Source organism: Actinacidiphila oryziradicis (assembly GCF_005047355.1).
GTDB classification, from domain to species: domain Bacteria; phylum Actinomycetota; class Actinomycetes; order Streptomycetales; family Streptomycetaceae; genus Actinacidiphila; species Actinacidiphila oryziradicis.
This window is the reverse complement of sequence record NZ_SUMC01000027.1, coordinates 75851-91246: the sequence shown is the minus strand read 5'-3', so window position 1 is coordinate 91246 and position 15396 is coordinate 75851. Positions and strand designations below refer to the sequence as shown.

Below are 15396 nucleotides of genomic sequence, written 5' to 3'. Positions count from 1 at the left end.
TGGGCAGCGCCTCCCCGTCCTGTCGTGCTGATACTAATGTTGGTGCCGCCGTCACCCATCTGTTGGCCACAAGGGAGGCTGTGTGCGCGGGCATCCGGAAGTGAGAACGGCGATGGATCCCGCCGAAGTGCGTTCCCGGGTCCTTGACGGCCACAGCCGGCTGCGTGACCTGCTGAGCGGGTTGAGCGATGAGGCCGCGCGGCGGCCCAGTGCTCTGCCCGGCTGGAGCCGGGCCCATGTGCTGTCGCACATCGAGGGGGTGTGCCTCGCGCTGGCCCGTCAGGCGCGCTACGCGTTCAGGGGCGAGATGGTCGAGCCGTACGACGGAGGCCGTCCGGCGCGTGACGCCGCGATCGAGGCCGGGGCGTCGCGTACGGCGGCGGAGCTGCGTAGGGCCGTCGAGGACGCCCTGGGCGAAGCCGGGGCCGCCTGGACCGCGGCGGGGCCGCAGGACTGGGCAAGGCCGGTGCGCTATCGGGACGGGGATCTCGTAGCCGTACTTCTCAGCTGGTGGCGGGAGTTGGAGATTCACACCGCCGACGCGGACCTCGGCTACCGGTCCGATGGCTGGACCCGGGAATTGTGTGGACACGCTCTGGACTTCCTGGCGCCGCGCGCGCCGCAGGGCGTGCGGCTGGAGCTGGTGGCAACGGACGGTCCCGAGGCCCGCTCCTACGGCACCGGCGAGCCCTACGTCGTGCGTGGGGCTCTGGCCGATCTGACCGCCTGGATGGCGGGACGCGCACCGTCCGGCCCACTGGACGGCGGTGGAACGCCGTTGCCCGGGCTCGGGCCCTGGCCGTGACCTCGCACGCGCCGCCGTCGCTGAAATCGTGACGGAGGGCCAGGGCTGATCGCCGCCGGCCGCGCGGGCCGGCCGGGACGAGCGGCCGCGACCTCTGTGCGGCGCTCACCCGGCCGGCCGGCTTTGCAGCTCACCTTCGCTCAGGTCAGGTCGAACTCGCCGTCACGCGCGCCGAGCACAAAGGCCCGCCATTCGGCGGGGGTGAAGATCAGGGCGGGTCCGGCGGGGTTGCGGCCCTGCCGCATCGCGATGAATCCCTCGACGAAGGCGATCTGGACGTCTCCTATGCCCTGGCTGCTGGACTGCCACTGCGCCTGCGTCAGATCGAGCTGCGGCTGTTCCCAATCAGCCAGCCGCTCTCCGACCGTGCTTTCGGCCACGTCCGTTCTCCTCCCGACATCGTCGTCGTCCGGGGCTCAGCCTAGCGATCGCAGCCAGGTCCCGGACAGGGGCAGGAACAACCTGCCCAGGCCCGGCGGGTGTTCATGCTCCGAGTGGCTCCGAGCCGACCACCCACATGGAGAAGAACTGCGCGCCGCCACCGTAGGCATGGCCCAGCGCCCGGCGGGCGCCGGGTACCTGGTGCGCGCCCGCCCGGCCGCGTACCTGGAGCGCCGCCTCAGCGAAGCGCAGCATGCCGGAGGCACCGATGGGATTGGCCGACAGGACACCGCCGGACGGGTTAACCGGCAGGTCCCCGTCCAGCTCGGTCACCCCTGACTCGGTCAGCTTCCAGCCCTCGCCCTCCGCCGCGAACCCCAGGTTCTCCAGCCACATCGGCTCGTACCAGGAGAAGGGCACATACATCTCCACAGCGTCGATCTGGCGGCGTGGATCGGTGATCCCCGCCTGCCGGAATACGTCCGCGGCGCAGTCGCGCCCGGCGCGCGGGCTGACGAAGTCCTTGCCCGCGAACATCGTCGGCTCACTGCGCATGGCGCCGCCGTGCACCCACGCCGGTGGATGCGGGGCGCGGCGCGCTCCGGAGGTGTCGGTGAGCACCATGGCGCAGGCGCCGTCGGAGGAGGGGCAGGTCTCGGAGTAGCGGATGGGGTCCCAGAGCATGGGCGAGGACTGCACTGCGGCGAGGGTGAGGTCCTTCTCGTGGAGATGCGCGTAGGGATTCTTCAGCGCGTTACGGCGGTCCTTGTACGCGACCAGCGTGCCTACGGTGTCGGGCGCGCCGGTACGGCGCATATAGGCCCGCACATGGGGCGCGAAGAAGCCGCCGGCACCCGCGAGGAGCGGCTGCTGGAAGGGGATGGGCAGCGAGAGGCCCCACATGGCATTGGACTCGGACTGCTTCTCGAAGGCGACCGTCAATACGGTGCGGTGGACACGGGCAGCGACAAGATTGGCGGCCACGAGTGCCGTCGACCCGCCGACGGAGCCCGCGGTGTGCACGCGCAGCATGGGCTTGCCGACCGCGCCGAGCGCGTCGGCGAGGTACAGCTCGGGCATCATCACCCCCTCGAAGAAGTCGGGTGCCTTGCCGATGACGACGGCGTCGATGTCCGCCCAGGTCTGCTCCGCGTCGGCGAGCGCTCGGCTCGCCGCTTCGCGGACGAGTCCGGCGATGGACACGTCGTGGCGCGCGGAGGTGTGCCTGGTCTGGCCGATCCCGGTGATGGCCACCGGCTCCTTGCTCATGGCGCCTCCCAGCGCGTTGGGGGGCTCGGCAAACCCGCCGTGGCCGATGCCGCGCGATCAACGTCCTCGCAGGTCATGGCAGCCTGACGGAGCCCTGATAGGTGGGATGGGGGAAGGGGGGCCACCTCCCGGAGGTTGCCGGGCGAAGGGCTTCGGCGACCGGCGACAACGCGCCGGGGGAGCCGGCCGGCGCAGTCGGCCGGTGTCACAGCTCGGCCCGTGGCGAGGTCCCACCTGCCGACGGGCCCTCTGTCACGGTGCGGGCTGCTTCCTGTCCTGGCAGGCGACGGCGGCGACGGGCGTACGGGCATGCCGGTGCGGCCCGTCGCGGGTGCGCCGGCGGCGTTCACGGCCGCTCCGCTTCGAGCACGGCGACCAGGTTCTGCTGCAGGCAGGGGCCGGAGGTCGCGTGCGCCAGGGCGCGCTGGGACTCGCCCCGGTGAATACGGGCGGCGGCCTCACCGAGGCGGATCAGCCCCGCCGCCATGACGGGGTTGGCGGCCAGCGCCCCCCCGGAGGGGTTGACGGTGACGTCGTCGCCGAGGCGCAGCGCCTTGCGCAGGAGGAGTTCCTGGAAGGTGAAGGGCGCGTGCAGCTCGGCTGTGTCAACAGGGGCCTCGAAGGCACCGGCGCGCTCGGCGGCGAGCCGGGTGGAGGGCGAGTCGGTGAGATCGCGGACGCCCAGGCTGTGGGCCTCGATGCGGTGGTCGATGCCGCGGATCCAGGCGGGGCAGGCGCTGAGCCGGCGGGCGGTGTCTCCGGCGGCGAGCACGATCGCGGCCGCACCGTCGCTGACGGGCGGGCAGTCGTCGCGGCGCAGTGGCTGAACGATGTAGCCGCGACCTGCCCGGCCGTCACCGGTGGGCGGCGTATATGGGTTGGCCGCGGCGTCGGTGCGGCTCCGCGCGGCGATCGCGGCGGGCTCACGCTCGCTCGTCTCGCCCGCGTCGATGAGGGCCTGGGCCTGCAGGGCCGCCAGGGCGACGGAGTCGGGCCACAGCGGCGCGACGTAGTACGGATCCAGCTGGCGGGTCAGCACCTCGCGGATGTCGCCCGGTGAGGACTTGCCGTAGGCGTAGACCAGTGCGGTGTCGGCCTCGCCGGTGAGGAGCTTGACCCACGCCTCGTAGAGTGCCCAGGCGCCGTCCATTTCGACGTGCGACTCGGAGATGGGCGGCCAGGCGCCGACACCGTCGAGCGCCATGGTGAAGGAAAAGGCCCGGCCGGCGAGGTAGTCGCAGGAGCCGGAGCAGGTGAAGCCGATCTCGTGCGCCTTGAGGCCGGCCCGGCCGAGGACTTCGTGCAGGACCGGCATGAGGAGTTCCACCTCGGAGACCTCATCGGTGCTGCGCCGGTGGACGCTCTGGGCGAAGGCGACGATCGCGACGTCACGCATCTGCACACGCATCTAGAGCAGCTCCTTGTACAGGTCGTAGTCGGCGTCCGGCTCACCGCTCGGGCGGTAGTGGTCGGGGTAGCGGCCACCGCCCTCGCTCCATACGGGCTCGACTCGCAAACCCATCCGGACCTGGTCGTAGGGGATGCCGCCGATCCGGCCGTGCAGGGCGAGGTCGGCGCCGTCGAGCGCTATGTGCACGTACACGTACGGCACTTCTATGTCCAGGTTTTTCGCCTTGATGTTGACGATGCAGAAGGTGGTGACAGTGCCGCGCGGCCCGACCTCGACCTGTTCGTCGGTGGCGACTCCGCAGGTGGGGCAGGCGCCCCGGGGCGGGACGTACACCTTGTGGCAGGAGGGACAGCGCTCGCCGAGGGTGCGGCGGCCGGCGAGGGCGGTGAGGTAGCGGGACTGGGCGCGGCCGGGGGCGTAGCTGTAGTCGAGGCGGGCGGGGGTGGTGATGACGGTCACGGGGTCCGCGAACTCACCGCTGTGCGGGGCGGCCTGTGAGGTGTCCGGCCCCTCGTACGGTTCGAAGCAGGCGATGTCGGTGATGGCGCCCGTGCGTTCCTCCGCCCAGCGGATACGGACCCGCATTCCGGTACGCACGGCCTCCGGGCCGGGCGCGTCCAGGACGTGCAGCAGGGCGGTGTCGGCGCCGTCCAGTCGGACAAGGACCCACGCGAAGGGAGTGGCCAGCGGCTGGTTGCGGCGTGGCGTGGGATTCCAGGCCCAGGTAGTGACGGTCCCGGTGGCGGCGACCTCGACGAGGTCTCGGATCTCCGCGGCGGTGACCGGGTCGTACTCGGTGGGCGGTACGAGCACCCCGCCGCCCGTCGTCCGTACACCGAGGACGGTGCGCTCACGCAGTCCGGTGAGGAACGCGCTCTGCACGGGGCCGAGGGACCGGGTGAACGGGAACTCCACGACGAGGGGTGCGCGCAGCACTTCTGTTGCGTTCATGGGCTGGGCTCCTTCTCAGGCGCGCCGGTAGACGGGCTTGCGCTTCTCCGCGAACGCGCGGGCGCCTTCCTTCGCGTCGGCCGTGGCGAAGATCGGCCAGCCGCGTTCGAGTTCGAGCTTGAGACCCTCCGTTTCGGTTAGTTCGGCGGTCTCATAGACGGAGGCTTTGACGGCTTCGACGGCCAGCGGGCCGTTGGCGTTGATGAGTTCCGCGATCTCCAGGGCCTTCTCCAGGGCCGTTCCGTCGGGGACGACACGCCCGACAAGACCGATGCGCTCCGCCTCTGCGGCGCTGTAGGGGCGGCCGGTGAGCAGCATTTCCAGAGCGTGGGTGCGCGCGATCTGGCGGGCGAGCCGGACGGTGGAGCCGCCGATGGGGAAGAGCCCGCGGCGGACTTCGTAGAGCCCGAAGACTGCGCCCTCGCCCGCGACGCGGATGTCGGTGCCCTGGAGGATCTCGGTGCCGCCCGCCACGCAGTGGCCCTCGACGGCGGCGATCACCGGTTTGCGGGGCCGGTGGTGGCGGAGCATCGCCTTCCAGTGCAGATCGGGGTCGGCCCTGAGGCGGTCGCGGTAGTGCTCGCCGGACAGCCGGCCGTCGTCGGCGAGGGCCTTGAGGTCCATGCCGGAGCAGAAGGTGCCGCCGGCGCCGGTGAGGACGACGGAGCGGATGGTGTCGTCGGAGTCAGCCGCGGCCCAGCCGTCATGGAGGCCGACGAGCATGGGCAGGGACAGTGCGTTCTTGGCCTCGGGCCGGTTGAGCGTCAGTACGAGGGTCGCGCCTACCTGTTCCGCCGTGAGGTGTTCGGTGCCGCCCATCAGGTCCTCCCGTCAGCAGACGTAGAACAGGTTGCAGTAAGCGCAGGTCAAGTTCAATACTTTTCTGACTACCAGTCAGATTTACCGGGGTAGGAGGAGCCGTGGAGTACAACCTTGCCGACCTCTTCGAGTCGATCGTCGACACCGTCCCGGACCGGGAGGCGCTGGTCTACATCGAGCACCCGGGCACCGGTGCCGAGCGCCGGTTGACGTATCGCGAGCTGGACGCCGCCGCGAACCGCCTCGCCCACCACCTGGCCGCTCATGGCACCGGGCCGGGGCATCATGTGGGGCTGCACCTGTACAACTGCGTCGAGTACCTGCAGGCCGCGCTGGCGTGTCTGAAGATCCGCGCCGTGCCGGTGAACGTCAACTACCGCTATGTGGAGGATGAACTGGCCTACCTCTACCGTGACGCGGATCTCACGACACTGGTGTACGACGCCGAGTTCACCGGGCGTGTCGCCTCCGCCGTTCCCCGTACGGGGACGCTACGGAACCTCATCCGCGTCGGCACACCGCCCGAGGACACTCCCGAACCGGCCATCACACCGGTGCCGTTCAACGAAGCCGAGGCGTCCGGATCACCGGAGCGGGATTTCGGACCACGCTCCGCCGACGACCGGTTCATCATCTACACCGGCGGCACCACCGGTATGCCCAAGGGTGTCCTGTGGCGCCAGGAGGACCTGTTCTTCTCCGGCATGGGCGGCGGCGCGCCCACCGGAGAGCCGGTGAAGCGGCCCGAGGAGCTCGCCGAACGGGTCGCGGCGGGCGGCGACGGCCTGGTGTTCTTCCCGACGGCGCCGCTGATGCACGGCACCTCCACCCTGACCGCCTTCATTGGCTTCCACTTCGGGCAGAAGGTCGTCATCCACCGCAAGTTCGTACCGCAGGAGGTGCTCCGTACCGTCGGGCGTGAGAGGGTGAGCAGCATCTCGCTGGTCGGCGACGCCATGCTGCGGCCGCTCACGGACGCCCTGACCGGCCCGCTCAAGGGGACGGACTGCTCATCCCTGTTCACCATCTCCAGCTCCGGCGCGATCATGTCGCGGACCGTCCGCGACCAGTTCCAGGCGCTGGTGCCCGGCGTCATGATCCTCAACAACTTCGGCTCCTCGGAATCCGGCTTCAACGGCACCGCCACCGCCGACTCCGGCCCGCAAAAGGGTTTCCGGGTCCAGTTCGGCCGAGGGATCTCGGTGGTCGACCCGGCCACCCTGGCCCCCGTCCCGGCCGGCGTCCCGGGCCGCATAGCGCTGCGCGGCCACGTGCCGCTCGGGTACTACAACGACCCGGGCAAGACCGCCGAGACCTTCTTCGAGTCCGGCGGCGAACGGTACGTGCTGCTCGGCGACATGGCGACCGCCGACGAGGACGGCGTGGTCACCGTCCTCGGCCGCGGCTCCCAGTGCATCAACACCGGCGGCGAGAAGGTCTACCCGGAGGAGGTCGAGGAAGCGCTCAAGGCCCATCCCGATGTGTACGACGCCCTGGTCGCGGGCGTCCCGGACGAGAAGTGGGGCAGCCGCGTATCGGCCGTCGTCCAGCTCAGGGACGGCGTGGCGGCGCCCACCCTGGAACAGATCCAGACCCACTGCCGGGCACGTCTCGCCGGCTACAAGATCCCGCGCGGACTGGTCGTCGTCGGGCACATAGAACGCTCGCCCAGCGGCAAGGCCGACTACCGCTGGGCGGGGGCGGTCGCCGCCGGGCAGCCGTCCTGACCGCACACCTGCGGCAAGGAGCCGGCCCAGCGTACCGAGTCCTCGCAGGTCCGGGCGCTGGGCCGGGGCTTCGGGACGTCCGCGGCCCCGGCCCAGGCGGAATCCCCGCTCGGAGCCGCAGGGATTCCACCACCCCCTGGAGCCGGGGTATCGTGCGCCTCCATGGAGCTGATCGGATCGGGCCGTGATGCCGACATCTACGCCCTGGACGGCTCCCGGGTGCTTCGGCGCTACCGACACGGCGGCCCGACCGGCCAAGAGGCACGGCTCATGGCACACCTCGCCGATCACGGCTACCCCGTACCGCGCGTCTACGACACCACCGAGACCGACATGGTGATGGACCGTCTGCACGGCCCCACCATGGTCCAGGCCCTCCGCCGCAGGCCGTGGCGCGCCTACTCCTACGGCCGGGTACTGGCCGGTCTGCACGACTCCCTGCACGCCCTCGCCGCGCCCGACTGGCTCCCGCGGCGTTTCAGCACCGGCCACGACGACCGACTGCTCCACCTGGACCTCCACCCGGAGAACGTCATCGTCACCGCCAACGGCCCGGTGGTCATCGACTGGCGCAACGCCGCCGCGGGCGACCCCGCGGCAGACACCGCGCTGACCGTGGTCATCCTGCGCGGTGCCCAGCCGCCGGGTCCCCTCGGACGCACGATCCTCCGCGCCCTGCTGCGCGGATTCCTCACCGCCTGCCGTACCGACCCTGCCCCGCGACTCGCCGATGCCGTCGCCGCCCGGCTCGCCGACCCCAACCTGCTGCCCGCCGAAGCCGGGCGGCTGCGTCGGATGACCACCCGGTAGCGCGTCGTCAGCCGCCGTCATCAGCCCGCCCTGTCACAGCGCCAGGTCCGCGACAACCGCCGCGTGGTCCGACGGCCAGACTCCGCCGACCCGGGCATCACCCGCACGCCGTACGGCACGGACCTGGCCGAGCCCGCCAGGGCCGGGGAGGCCGACGAGGATGTAGTCGATCCGGGCGTTGGGTTCGTAGATACCCGGGGTGTCGGACTCGGTCACATCCCATGTGCCGGACGGCAGCAGCGGGTCGGCGAAGCGCCACACGTCGTGGAGAACCTGCCCGGGAACGAGGGGTGCTGTCTTGTGGCCGCCGATCAACCGCATCTCGTCGGCGTCCGGCTCGGCGTTGAAGTCCCCGGTGAGTACGGGCGGATACGCCGTATCCCCACGCCGCGAGGCCACGAACCGGGCCAGTGCCCCGACCTGTCCGCATCGCACGGCCGACTCGTGCCCCCTGGAGTTGAGATGCGCCGTGAAGAACGGCACCTGCTGCCCCGGCGCGTCCAGCAGCGCGAAGAGGGCCATCCGACCGTCGTCCTGGCCGCCGTTCACCGGCAGTCGCTCGACATCCCTGCCGACGATCGGCCAGCGGCTCAGTACGGCGTTCCCGATGTCCACCGTCGGGTCCCCGATCCGCTGCTGCCACCTCCCCGGCCGGTCGGACGCGGCCCATGTCCAGTGCATTCCGAGCTCGTCCGCGAGCCACTCCGCCAGGTTCTCGCCGCCCTGTGCCCACACCTCCTGGAGTCCGCACACATCGGGCCGCATCTCACGCAGTACGGCGAGGATCGCCTTGCGCCGCTCCTGCCACGGCCCGAACCGCCACCACAGGTTCCATGTCAGCACCCGCATGCCTAGGCGTCCGCCTTGAGCCAGGTCAGACCGAGTTCCTGCGCCGTCGCCGCGGCGATCGCCCGCAGTCCGGCGGCCTCCGGCACCTCGCCGAGCGCATCGGCGAGGGCCGCCTGGGCGGCGGCGGTGTGGGGGCGTGCGCCGATCGCCGCGCGCAGATGCAGGGAGCGCCGGAGCAGCGCCAGGCCGGGCGCGGCGTCGCCGTTCTGGACCGCCTGGCCGCCGAGGTGGCGCACAGCGTAGGACTCCAGCAGGAGATCGTCCGCGGCGACCGCGAGCGTCCGCGCCCGCTCATAACCGGCGGCAGCCCCCTCCGCGTCATGGCGGAGGTTGTCCAGGGTGACTGCGTGCCAGAAGACGGCCCAGCCGGCGAGCGGGTCGTGGCCGGCCAGGGCGGCGAACGCCGCCACCGGGTCGCCGCCCAGCGGTGTGCCGCCCAGGCTCAGGAATTGCCGCCAGTATTCGAGCTGGGCGGTGAGCAAGGCCGCCCGCTCCGGCTCGTCACACTCGATCGCCTTGATCGCGGCAACCGCCTCGTCGGGCGGATCCAGCCGCCACAGGTGCCGGTCGACGACCATCTCGGCCCGTAGCGTTGCGCCGGCCGGGTCGTCCGGGAGCTGCCGCAGGGCGGCGTCCCACTGGCCGGCCCGCCACAGATGGCGTGCGATGTCATGAGTCATGGCCGTCACAGTCGCGATGCGTGGGCGCATAGTCAACCGCATTACTACCCTGGCCCGGTGACTGCTCAAGTGATCGTGCTCAATGGTGGCTCCAGCTCCGGCAAGTCCGGCATCGCACGCTGCCTTCAGGCCGTACTTCCGGATCCGTGGCTGACATTCGGGGTCGATACGCTGATCGGCGCGATGCCCGCCGCGATGCGGGCCTCCGACGCCGGAATCGAGTTCGGCCCGAACGGCGAGGTGAGGACCGGCCGGGCCTTCCGGGCGCTGGACGAGGCCTGGGCCCGGGGAATCGCCGCGATGGCCCGCGCCGGGGCACGGGTGATCGTGGACGAGGTGTTTCTCGGCGGCCCGGTGTCGCAGCGGCGGTGGCGCGAAGCGCTGGACGGGCTGGAAGTGCTCTGGGTCGCAGTCCGCTGCGACGGGCCGGTCGCGGCGGGACGGGAGATCGCGCGGGGCGACCGGGTGGCCGGGATGGCCGAGTCGCAGGCGGAACTGGTCCACAAGGGCGTGACGTACGACGTCGAGGTGGACACAACCTGTGCGGAGTCCCTTGCCTGCGCGCGCGTCATCGCCGCAAGCGTCGGATGACGGCGGCAGGCACGGGGCGTGGCGCTGCGGCGGCCCTCCCCCACGGCTCATTCCGTGCCCCTCCGGCCGTTCCCCGGCTGGGCGAGGAAGGCGTCGACCTCGGCCAGGAAGCCAGCTGGGCGGACGGCGTGGACGAGATGGCCCGCGTCGATCGTGACCAACCGGGCGCCGGGGATCCGGTCCGCGACCTCGGCAAGCTCCTCCTGCGGCAAGTGGCTGGCGGGTCCGCCGGCGATGACGAGAGTCGGCGCGGTGATCGCCACCAGCCGCTCCCACAGGGCCGGATCGGGAGCGTTGCGCTGGGCGGCGATCGCGGGGAGCAGCCTCCAGTCGTACGGCGTCGGCCCCCCGGGACCGCCGGGCACCGGACGCGGTGGGTCCGCGGGGGACATCACCGGGCCCTCTTCGAGGATCAGCCGGTCCAGGATCCGCGGCTGTTCCTGCGCGACGAGCGACGCGATGAAGGCGCCCAGTGAGTGCCCGACCAGGACGATGCGGTCCAGGCCGAGGACGTCCAGGAAGGCCAGGACGTCGTCGCTGAGCAGCTCGTAGGAGTACGTGCCGGGGTGGTCGCTGCGTCCGTGACCGCGCAGGTCCAGAGCGTAGACGCGGTACCGGTCCGCCAGGGCGGGGGCGATCGCGCGCCAGTCGGAGCTATCCTCGCCGAGTGCGTGCAGCAGTACGAGCGGCGGGGCGCCGGGGGCGCCCCAGGTTTCGTAACCAAGCCGTAGTCCGTCCACCTCGACCGTACGGAGATCACTCATGTGGTGACGCTATACAGCCGGTCGCGGGCTGTGACGCATGTTCGCCCACGGCGTCCATGTGCTTTCATAGAGCCATGCGTACGAACTTCTTCAACCTGGGGCCGTTGTGGCCGGGGCGTCGTGCGCATCATTTCGACCAGAGCTGTCGTCGGGGCTGACCAGCCGATCCCCCGACCACCTTTGTGCTGCTCTGGAGTGCCTCACATGGCCCTGCCGTATCGGGCGGGCGGTCCCACCCCGCTCGTCCTCCCTCAGTTGCGCGCGCTCGTACGCGGCTACGCCGCCGCCGTCGGGAGCGGCACCCACCCCGTCACCCATGATGCTGAGCGGCGCTGGTACCGGCGGCTGCTCTGCGACCCGTATGTCGATGTGTGGCTGATCAGCTGGCCCCGCGACACCTCCACCGAACTGCACGACCACGCGGGCTCCCTCGGCGCCCTCACCGTCGTGCGCGGCACACTGACCGAGCACCGCTGGGCCTACGACGAGCCGGGCGGCGGCCGCATGGTGGGCCGGGAGCTGGCCGCCGGCCGGGGGGCGGGCTTCCCGCTCGGGCATGTGCATGATGTCGTGAACGTGCACGAGGAGCCGGCCGTCAGTGTGCACGCCTATTCACCGCCGCTGACCGCCATGTCGTACTACGCCGTGGACGAGGCGGGCGCGCTGCGCCGTACCCGCTCCGTACTGACCGACGAGCCGGAACCCGCACTGGAGGTCGTCCGATGAGTGGAATCGAGCAGCTGCTGCTACGGACCCGGGCGCGGATCGACCGGCTGGGCCCGCTGGAGACGGCGGAAGCGCTGGCCGCCGGCGACGCCCGGCTGGTGGACATCCGTCCGGCGGCACAGCGGGCGGCCGAGGGCGAATTCGCGGACTCGCTGGACGTGCTGGTCATCGAGCGGAATGTGCTGGAGTGGCGGCTCGACCCGGCGAGTGACGCCCGGATTCCCGAGGCGACCGGGCACGGTGTGCGCTGGATCGTGGCGTGCCAGGAGGGTTATGCCTCCAGCCTGGCGGCGGCCGCGCTGCGGGACATCGGCCTGCACCGGGCAGCGGACCTGGACGGCGGTTTCCGCGCGTGGCGGGAGGCGGGGCTGCCGGCCGCGGGTCAGGCCGGCCGGTCCGGTGGTTGAGGGCAGTCCCCAGCCGCGCCCAGGGTGGGGCTGGGCCCCGGACACCTCCTCCTAGAGCGTACGGTCACGGCCTTCCCAGTACGGGGCGCGCAGCCGTCGTTTGTAGAGCTTGCCGTTGGGGTCGCGGGGCATCTCCGCGATGAAGTCGATGGTTTTGGGGCGTTTGTAGGCAGCGAGGTGCTGCTCGCAGTGGGCCAGGATCTCGGCGGCGAGCGCGGGGCCGGGCCAGTGACTCGACGCGGGCTCGATGACGGCTTTCACCTCCTCCCCCCAGTCGTCGTGCGGCACGCCGAACGCGGCGGCGTCGGCGACAGCGGGGTGGGTGAGGAGGGCCGCCTCGATCTCGGCGGGGTAGATGTTGACGCCGCCGGAGATGATCATGTCGATCTTGCGGTCACGGAGGTAGAGGTAACCGTCATCGTCGAGGTAGCCGAGGTCGCCGACGGTGAAGAAGTCGCCGATGCGGTTGGAGCGGGTCTTGCTCTCGTCCTTGTGGTAGGCGAAGGCGCCGGTGTTCATCTTGATGTAGACGGTGCCGAGTTCTCCGGCGGGCAACCGGTTCTTTTCGTCGTCGTAGATGGCGATCTCGCTGATCGGCCACGGCCGGCCGACCGTTCCCGGCTTCTTGAGCCACTCCGCGGCTGGGGCGTAGGTTCCGCCGCCCTCGCTGGCGGCGTAGTACTCCTCCACGCAGGGTCCCCACCAGTCGAGCATGGCGCGTTTGATGTGCTCGGGACAGGGGGCGGCGCCGTGGATGGCATGGCGCATCGCGGAGACGTCGTAGCGCTGTTTGACCTCGTCGGGGAGGGCGAGGAGACGGTGGAACTGGGTCGGGACCATGTGGGTGTGGGTGCAGCGCTGCCGGTCGATGGCGCGGAGCATCTCCTCCGGAGTCCATTTGTCCATGAGGACGACACGGTGGCCGATGTGCAGGGCGGCGCCCGCGAACTGGAGTACGGCGGTGTGGTAGAGCGGCGAACAGACCAGGTGCACGTTGTCGTCGTACGGCTTGATGCCGAAGAAGCCGAGGAAGCCGCCGAGATAGGACTCCTCCGGTGGCCTGCCGGAGAGCGGGCGGCGGATGCCACGCGGGCGGCCGGTGGTGCCTGAGGTGTAGTTCATGATCGCGCCGCCGGTGCGGGCGCCGGGCGGATCCGCCGGACGGCCTTCCAGGAGGGCGGCGTACGGCTGGAAACCGGGCACCTCGCCGACGGCGTACCGCTGCGGCGCGGCGACCGCGACCGACTGCCTCGCGTACCGCTCGTGGGCGATGAGGACCTTCGCACCGGAATCCTCGACGATCCAGGCGATCTCGGGCCCTATGAGGTGGTGGTTGACGGGTACGAAGTAGAACCCGGCCTGCATCGCCGCGAGATAGGCGGTGAAGAACTCGACCCCGTTCGGAAGGACGACGGCGAACGCGTCCCCGGGTTCGAGGCCGGCCTCGCGCAGGCCGTGGACGAGTTGGTTGCAGGCGGCGTGCAGCCGGGCGGCTGTCCATTCCTCGCCGTCGGGGGCGACCAGGACGATCCGGTCGGGGTCGAGGGCGGCCTGGGCCCAGAAGCCGTTGACGGTGCTCATGAGCGCCCCGCGATGCGGTTGATGCGGTCGATGGCCTGCTCGAAGCCGCTGGTGAGTTCGTCGAACACGGCCTGGACGGTGAGCCGTTCGTTCATCTGGCCGACGATCTGGCCGACCGGGGTGCCGAGCAGCGGGGTGACCTCGTAGCGCTGGATGCGGGTGATGGCGTCGGCGACCAGCAGTCCTTGCAGGGGCATCGGGAGCGGGCCGGGGCCCGCCGGGTCCTCCCAGGCGTCGGTCCACTCCGTGCGCAGTTGGCGGGCGGGTTTGCCGGTGAGCGCCCGGGAGCGGACTGTGTCCCCGGACCCGGCGGCGAGCAGCTTGTCGATGAGCACGGGCGAGGGCAGTTCGGCCTCGGCCGTGGTGAGCCAGACCGAGCCGAGCCACACGCCCTGGGCGCCGAGCGCGAATCCGGCCGCCGCCTGCTCACCGGTGCCGATGCCGCCCGCGGCGAGCACCGGCAGCGGGTCCACGGCCCTGACGACCTCGGGCACGAGCACCATGCTGGTGATCTCGCCGGTGTGGCCGCCGGCTTCGTACCCCTGGGCGACGACGATGTCGATTCCGGCGTCCTGGTGGTGCCTGGCGTGGCGGGCGCTCCCGGCCAGGGCGGCGACGGGGATGCCATGGCGGTGGGCGCGCTCCACGACATCGGCGGGCGGGGATCCGAGGGCGTTGGCCAGCAGGCGGATCGGGTAGTCGAAGGCGACGTCCAGCTGGGAGCGGGCGACCTGCTCCATCCAGCCGGTGATCCGCCAGCCGTTGGCGTCGTCCGGTCCGAGCTCGGGCACGCCGTGCTTCGCGAGCACCTCCTGGACGAACTGCCGGTGTCCCGGCGGGATCATGGCCTCGATATCGGCCTCCGTGACGCCCTCGACCTTCTTGGCCGGCATGACGACGTCGAGGCCGTACGGGCGGCCCTCGGTATGGGCCTCCATCCAGTCCAGGCCGCGCGCGAGTTCGTCAGCCGCGGTGTAGCGCACGGCGCCGAGCACCCCCATGCCCCCGGCGCGGCTGATGGCCGCCGCCACGGCGGGAAACGGCGTGAAGCCGAAGATGGCGTGCTCGATGCCAAGGCGCTTGCTCAGCGGAGTCTCCATGGGGGCAGGATGCCGCAGGCCGCTTGCGGGGGGAAGAGATTTTCTGACGTCGCGTCAGATTTTTTGCGCGACGCGGCGGTGCCCGGCCGGCGCGACCACCTTCCGGCGGGCCGGGCCGCGGGGGCCTCGGTCAGGGTCAGAGTGCGGTGAATGCCTGTACCGCCGTGACCATGGTGGCGTGGAAGGCCTGGTGGCGGCCGGGGACAACGGCCGGGGTGCGAGGTATTCGAGGGCCGGGGAGGCATTGGCCCAGGCGGTGACCAGCCCCAGGAGCGCGGCCATGAGGTCGGCGAGCTCGATACGGCGGCTGATCGAGCCACGGGTCCGAGCCGCGGCAATCGCTTCGAGCTTGGCGCGGTGGGCCTCGACCGCCACGGGGATCGGCGAGGCCGGCCAGCGCGCGGCTGACAGCGAGGTCAAAAAGCTCGGCTACGGACTGTTCGGCGCGGCCGAGGAATTGACCCGGCCCAGTTCCTTGAACCCCGCTTTGTCCGCCCAGGGGTTGACCGCAGCAGGCGGTCCGCG

The 15396-nt window shown here is 71.2% G+C and carries 17 protein-coding genes; 6 read left to right on the top strand and 11 right to left on the bottom strand.

Features of this window, described 5'->3' with window-relative positions:
- The first annotated feature begins 112 nt into the window (after positions 1-112).
- The gene (locus tag FCI23_RS26170) at positions 113-805 is read left to right on the top strand and encodes a maleylpyruvate isomerase family mycothiol-dependent enzyme (RefSeq protein ID WP_136726384.1); all 693 of its coding nucleotides are present in this window, start codon (positions 113-115) and stop codon (positions 803-805) included.
- 140 nt (positions 806-945) lie between these two features.
- On the opposite strand, the gene FCI23_RS26165 is transcribed toward FCI23_RS26170, so the two are convergent.
- The 5 genes from FCI23_RS26165 to FCI23_RS26145 all read right to left on the bottom strand — a co-directional run bounded on the left by FCI23_RS26165 (position 946) and on the right by FCI23_RS26145 (position 5636).
- A complete protein-coding gene (locus FCI23_RS26165) occupies positions 946-1185 on the bottom strand; it encodes a DUF397 domain-containing protein (protein WP_136726383.1) in 240 nt (79 codons plus the stop codon).
- Between the two features lie 103 nt (positions 1186-1288).
- Positions 1289-2455, bottom strand: a complete 1167-nt coding sequence (locus FCI23_RS26160; protein ID WP_136726382.1) for a thiolase domain-containing protein — start codon at positions 2453-2455, stop codon at positions 1289-1291.
- 346 nt (positions 2456-2801) lie between these two features.
- Positions 2802-3851 (bottom strand): thiolase domain-containing protein, encoded by a 1050-nt coding sequence (locus FCI23_RS26155; RefSeq protein WP_136726414.1) that lies wholly within the window; start codon positions 3849-3851, stop codon positions 2802-2804.
- Between the two features lie 12 nt (positions 3852-3863).
- Positions 3864-4817, bottom strand: coding sequence for a Zn-ribbon domain-containing OB-fold protein (locus FCI23_RS26150; RefSeq protein WP_136726381.1), 954 nt, complete (start codon positions 4815-4817; stop codon positions 3864-3866).
- A gap of 15 nt (positions 4818-4832) precedes the next feature.
- On the bottom strand, positions 4833-5636 hold the full coding sequence (locus FCI23_RS26145) for a crotonase/enoyl-CoA hydratase family protein (protein ID WP_136726380.1): 804 nt from the start codon (positions 5634-5636) through the stop codon (positions 4833-4835).
- A gap of 101 nt (positions 5637-5737) precedes the next feature.
- On the opposite strand from FCI23_RS26145, the gene FCI23_RS26140 reads away from it, so the two are divergent.
- Positions 5738-7363: an acyl-CoA synthetase gene (locus tag FCI23_RS26140; RefSeq protein ID WP_136726379.1), complete on the top strand. Its 1626-nt coding sequence runs from the start codon at positions 5738-5740 to the stop codon at positions 7361-7363.
- A gap of 162 nt (positions 7364-7525) precedes the next feature.
- On the top strand, positions 7526-8173 hold the full coding sequence (locus FCI23_RS26135) for a phosphotransferase (RefSeq protein ID WP_136726378.1): 648 nt from the start codon (positions 7526-7528) through the stop codon (positions 8171-8173).
- 33 nt (positions 8174-8206) lie between these two features.
- Here the strand turns inward: FCI23_RS26135 and FCI23_RS26130 are convergent, their stop codons facing one another.
- Together FCI23_RS26130 and FCI23_RS26125 are read right to left on the bottom strand one after the other, a co-directional pair.
- Entirely contained in the window at positions 8207-9022 is an 816-nt protein-coding gene (locus tag FCI23_RS26130; protein WP_136726377.1) for an endonuclease/exonuclease/phosphatase family protein, read from the bottom strand.
- 2 nt (positions 9023-9024) lie between these two features.
- Positions 9025-9702, bottom strand: coding sequence for a hypothetical protein (locus FCI23_RS26125; protein WP_136726376.1), 678 nt, complete (start codon positions 9700-9702; stop codon positions 9025-9027).
- 57 nt (positions 9703-9759) lie between these two features.
- On the opposite strand from FCI23_RS26125, the gene cpt reads away from it, so the two are divergent.
- A complete protein-coding gene (cpt, locus tag FCI23_RS26120; RefSeq protein ID WP_246143995.1) occupies positions 9760-10293 on the top strand; it encodes a chloramphenicol phosphotransferase CPT in 534 nt (177 codons plus the stop codon).
- 47 nt (positions 10294-10340) lie between these two features.
- On the opposite strand, the gene FCI23_RS26115 is transcribed toward cpt, so the two are convergent.
- The gene (locus FCI23_RS26115) at positions 10341-11057 is read right to left on the bottom strand and encodes an alpha/beta fold hydrolase (RefSeq protein WP_136726374.1); all 717 of its coding nucleotides are present in this window, start codon (positions 11055-11057) and stop codon (positions 10341-10343) included.
- A 204-nt stretch (positions 11058-11261) separates the two neighbouring features.
- Here FCI23_RS26115 and FCI23_RS26110 point away from each other — a divergent pair, with 204 nt between their 5' ends.
- Complete coding sequence (locus FCI23_RS26110; protein ID WP_136726373.1) at positions 11262-11783, top strand: cysteine dioxygenase; 522 nt, start codon at positions 11262-11264, stop codon at positions 11781-11783.
- Positions 11780-12190, top strand: a complete 411-nt coding sequence (locus tag FCI23_RS26105; RefSeq protein ID WP_136726372.1) for a rhodanese-like domain-containing protein — start codon at positions 11780-11782, stop codon at positions 12188-12190. The genes FCI23_RS26110 and FCI23_RS26105 overlap by 4 nt, the downstream gene beginning before the upstream one ends.
- Before the next feature lie 51 nt (positions 12191-12241).
- On the opposite strand, the gene FCI23_RS26100 is transcribed toward FCI23_RS26105, so the two are convergent.
- Genes FCI23_RS26100 through FCI23_RS63885 form a run of 3 tightly spaced genes read right to left on the bottom strand, consistent with a single transcriptional unit; the run spans position 12242 to position 15291 of the window.
- Positions 12242-13771 (bottom strand): acyl-CoA synthetase, encoded by a 1530-nt coding sequence (locus FCI23_RS26100; protein ID WP_136726371.1) that lies wholly within the window; start codon positions 13769-13771, stop codon positions 12242-12244.
- Complete coding sequence (locus FCI23_RS26095) at positions 13768-14871, bottom strand: NAD(P)H-dependent flavin oxidoreductase (RefSeq protein WP_136726370.1); 1104 nt, start codon at positions 14869-14871, stop codon at positions 13768-13770. The genes FCI23_RS26100 and FCI23_RS26095 overlap by 4 nt, the downstream gene beginning before the upstream one ends.
- Positions 14872-14925: 54 nt before the next feature.
- Positions 14926-15291: a hypothetical protein gene (locus FCI23_RS63885; RefSeq protein ID WP_169316944.1), complete on the bottom strand. Its 366-nt coding sequence runs from the start codon at positions 15289-15291 to the stop codon at positions 14926-14928.
- Positions 15292-15396 lie beyond the last annotated feature (105 nt).

What these genes read in the sequence shown, in the direction of transcription:
- FCI23_RS26170 (WP_136726384.1), top strand. Translation starts at nt 113, where the DNA reads ATGGATCCCGCCGAAGTGCGTTCCCGGGTCCTTGACGGCCACAGCCGG.
- FCI23_RS26160 (WP_136726382.1), bottom strand. Translation starts at nt 2,455, where the DNA reads ATGAGCAAGGAGCCGGTGGCCATCACCGGGATCGGCCAGACCAGGCAC.
- FCI23_RS26155 (WP_136726414.1), bottom strand. Translation starts at nt 3,851, where the DNA reads ATGCGTGACGTCGCGATCGTCGCCTTCGCCCAGAGCGTCCACCGGCGC.
- FCI23_RS26150 (WP_136726381.1), bottom strand. Translation starts at nt 4,817, where the DNA reads ATGAACGCAACAGAAGTGCTGCGCGCACCCCTCGTCGTGGAGTTCCCG.
- FCI23_RS26145 (WP_136726380.1), bottom strand. Translation starts at nt 5,636, where the DNA reads ATGGGCGGCACCGAACACCTCACGGCGGAACAGGTAGGCGCGACCCTC.
- FCI23_RS26135 (WP_136726378.1), top strand. Translation starts at nt 7,526, where the DNA reads ATGGAGCTGATCGGATCGGGCCGTGATGCCGACATCTACGCCCTGGAC.
- FCI23_RS26130 (WP_136726377.1), bottom strand. Translation starts at nt 9,022, where the DNA reads ATGCGGGTGCTGACATGGAACCTGTGGTGGCGGTTCGGGCCGTGGCAG.
- FCI23_RS26125 (WP_136726376.1), bottom strand. Translation starts at nt 9,702, where the DNA reads ATGACTCATGACATCGCACGCCATCTGTGGCGGGCCGGCCAGTGGGAC.
- FCI23_RS26115 (WP_136726374.1), bottom strand. Translation starts at nt 11,057, where the DNA reads ATGAGTGATCTCCGTACGGTCGAGGTGGACGGACTACGGCTTGGTTAC.
- FCI23_RS26110 (WP_136726373.1), top strand. Translation starts at nt 11,262, where the DNA reads ATGGCCCTGCCGTATCGGGCGGGCGGTCCCACCCCGCTCGTCCTCCCT.
- FCI23_RS26105 (WP_136726372.1), top strand. Translation starts at nt 11,780, where the DNA reads ATGAGTGGAATCGAGCAGCTGCTGCTACGGACCCGGGCGCGGATCGAC.
- FCI23_RS26100 (WP_136726371.1), bottom strand. Translation starts at nt 13,771, where the DNA reads ATGAGCACCGTCAACGGCTTCTGGGCCCAGGCCGCCCTCGACCCCGAC.
- FCI23_RS26095 (WP_136726370.1), bottom strand. Translation starts at nt 14,871, where the DNA reads ATGGAGACTCCGCTGAGCAAGCGCCTTGGCATCGAGCACGCCATCTTC.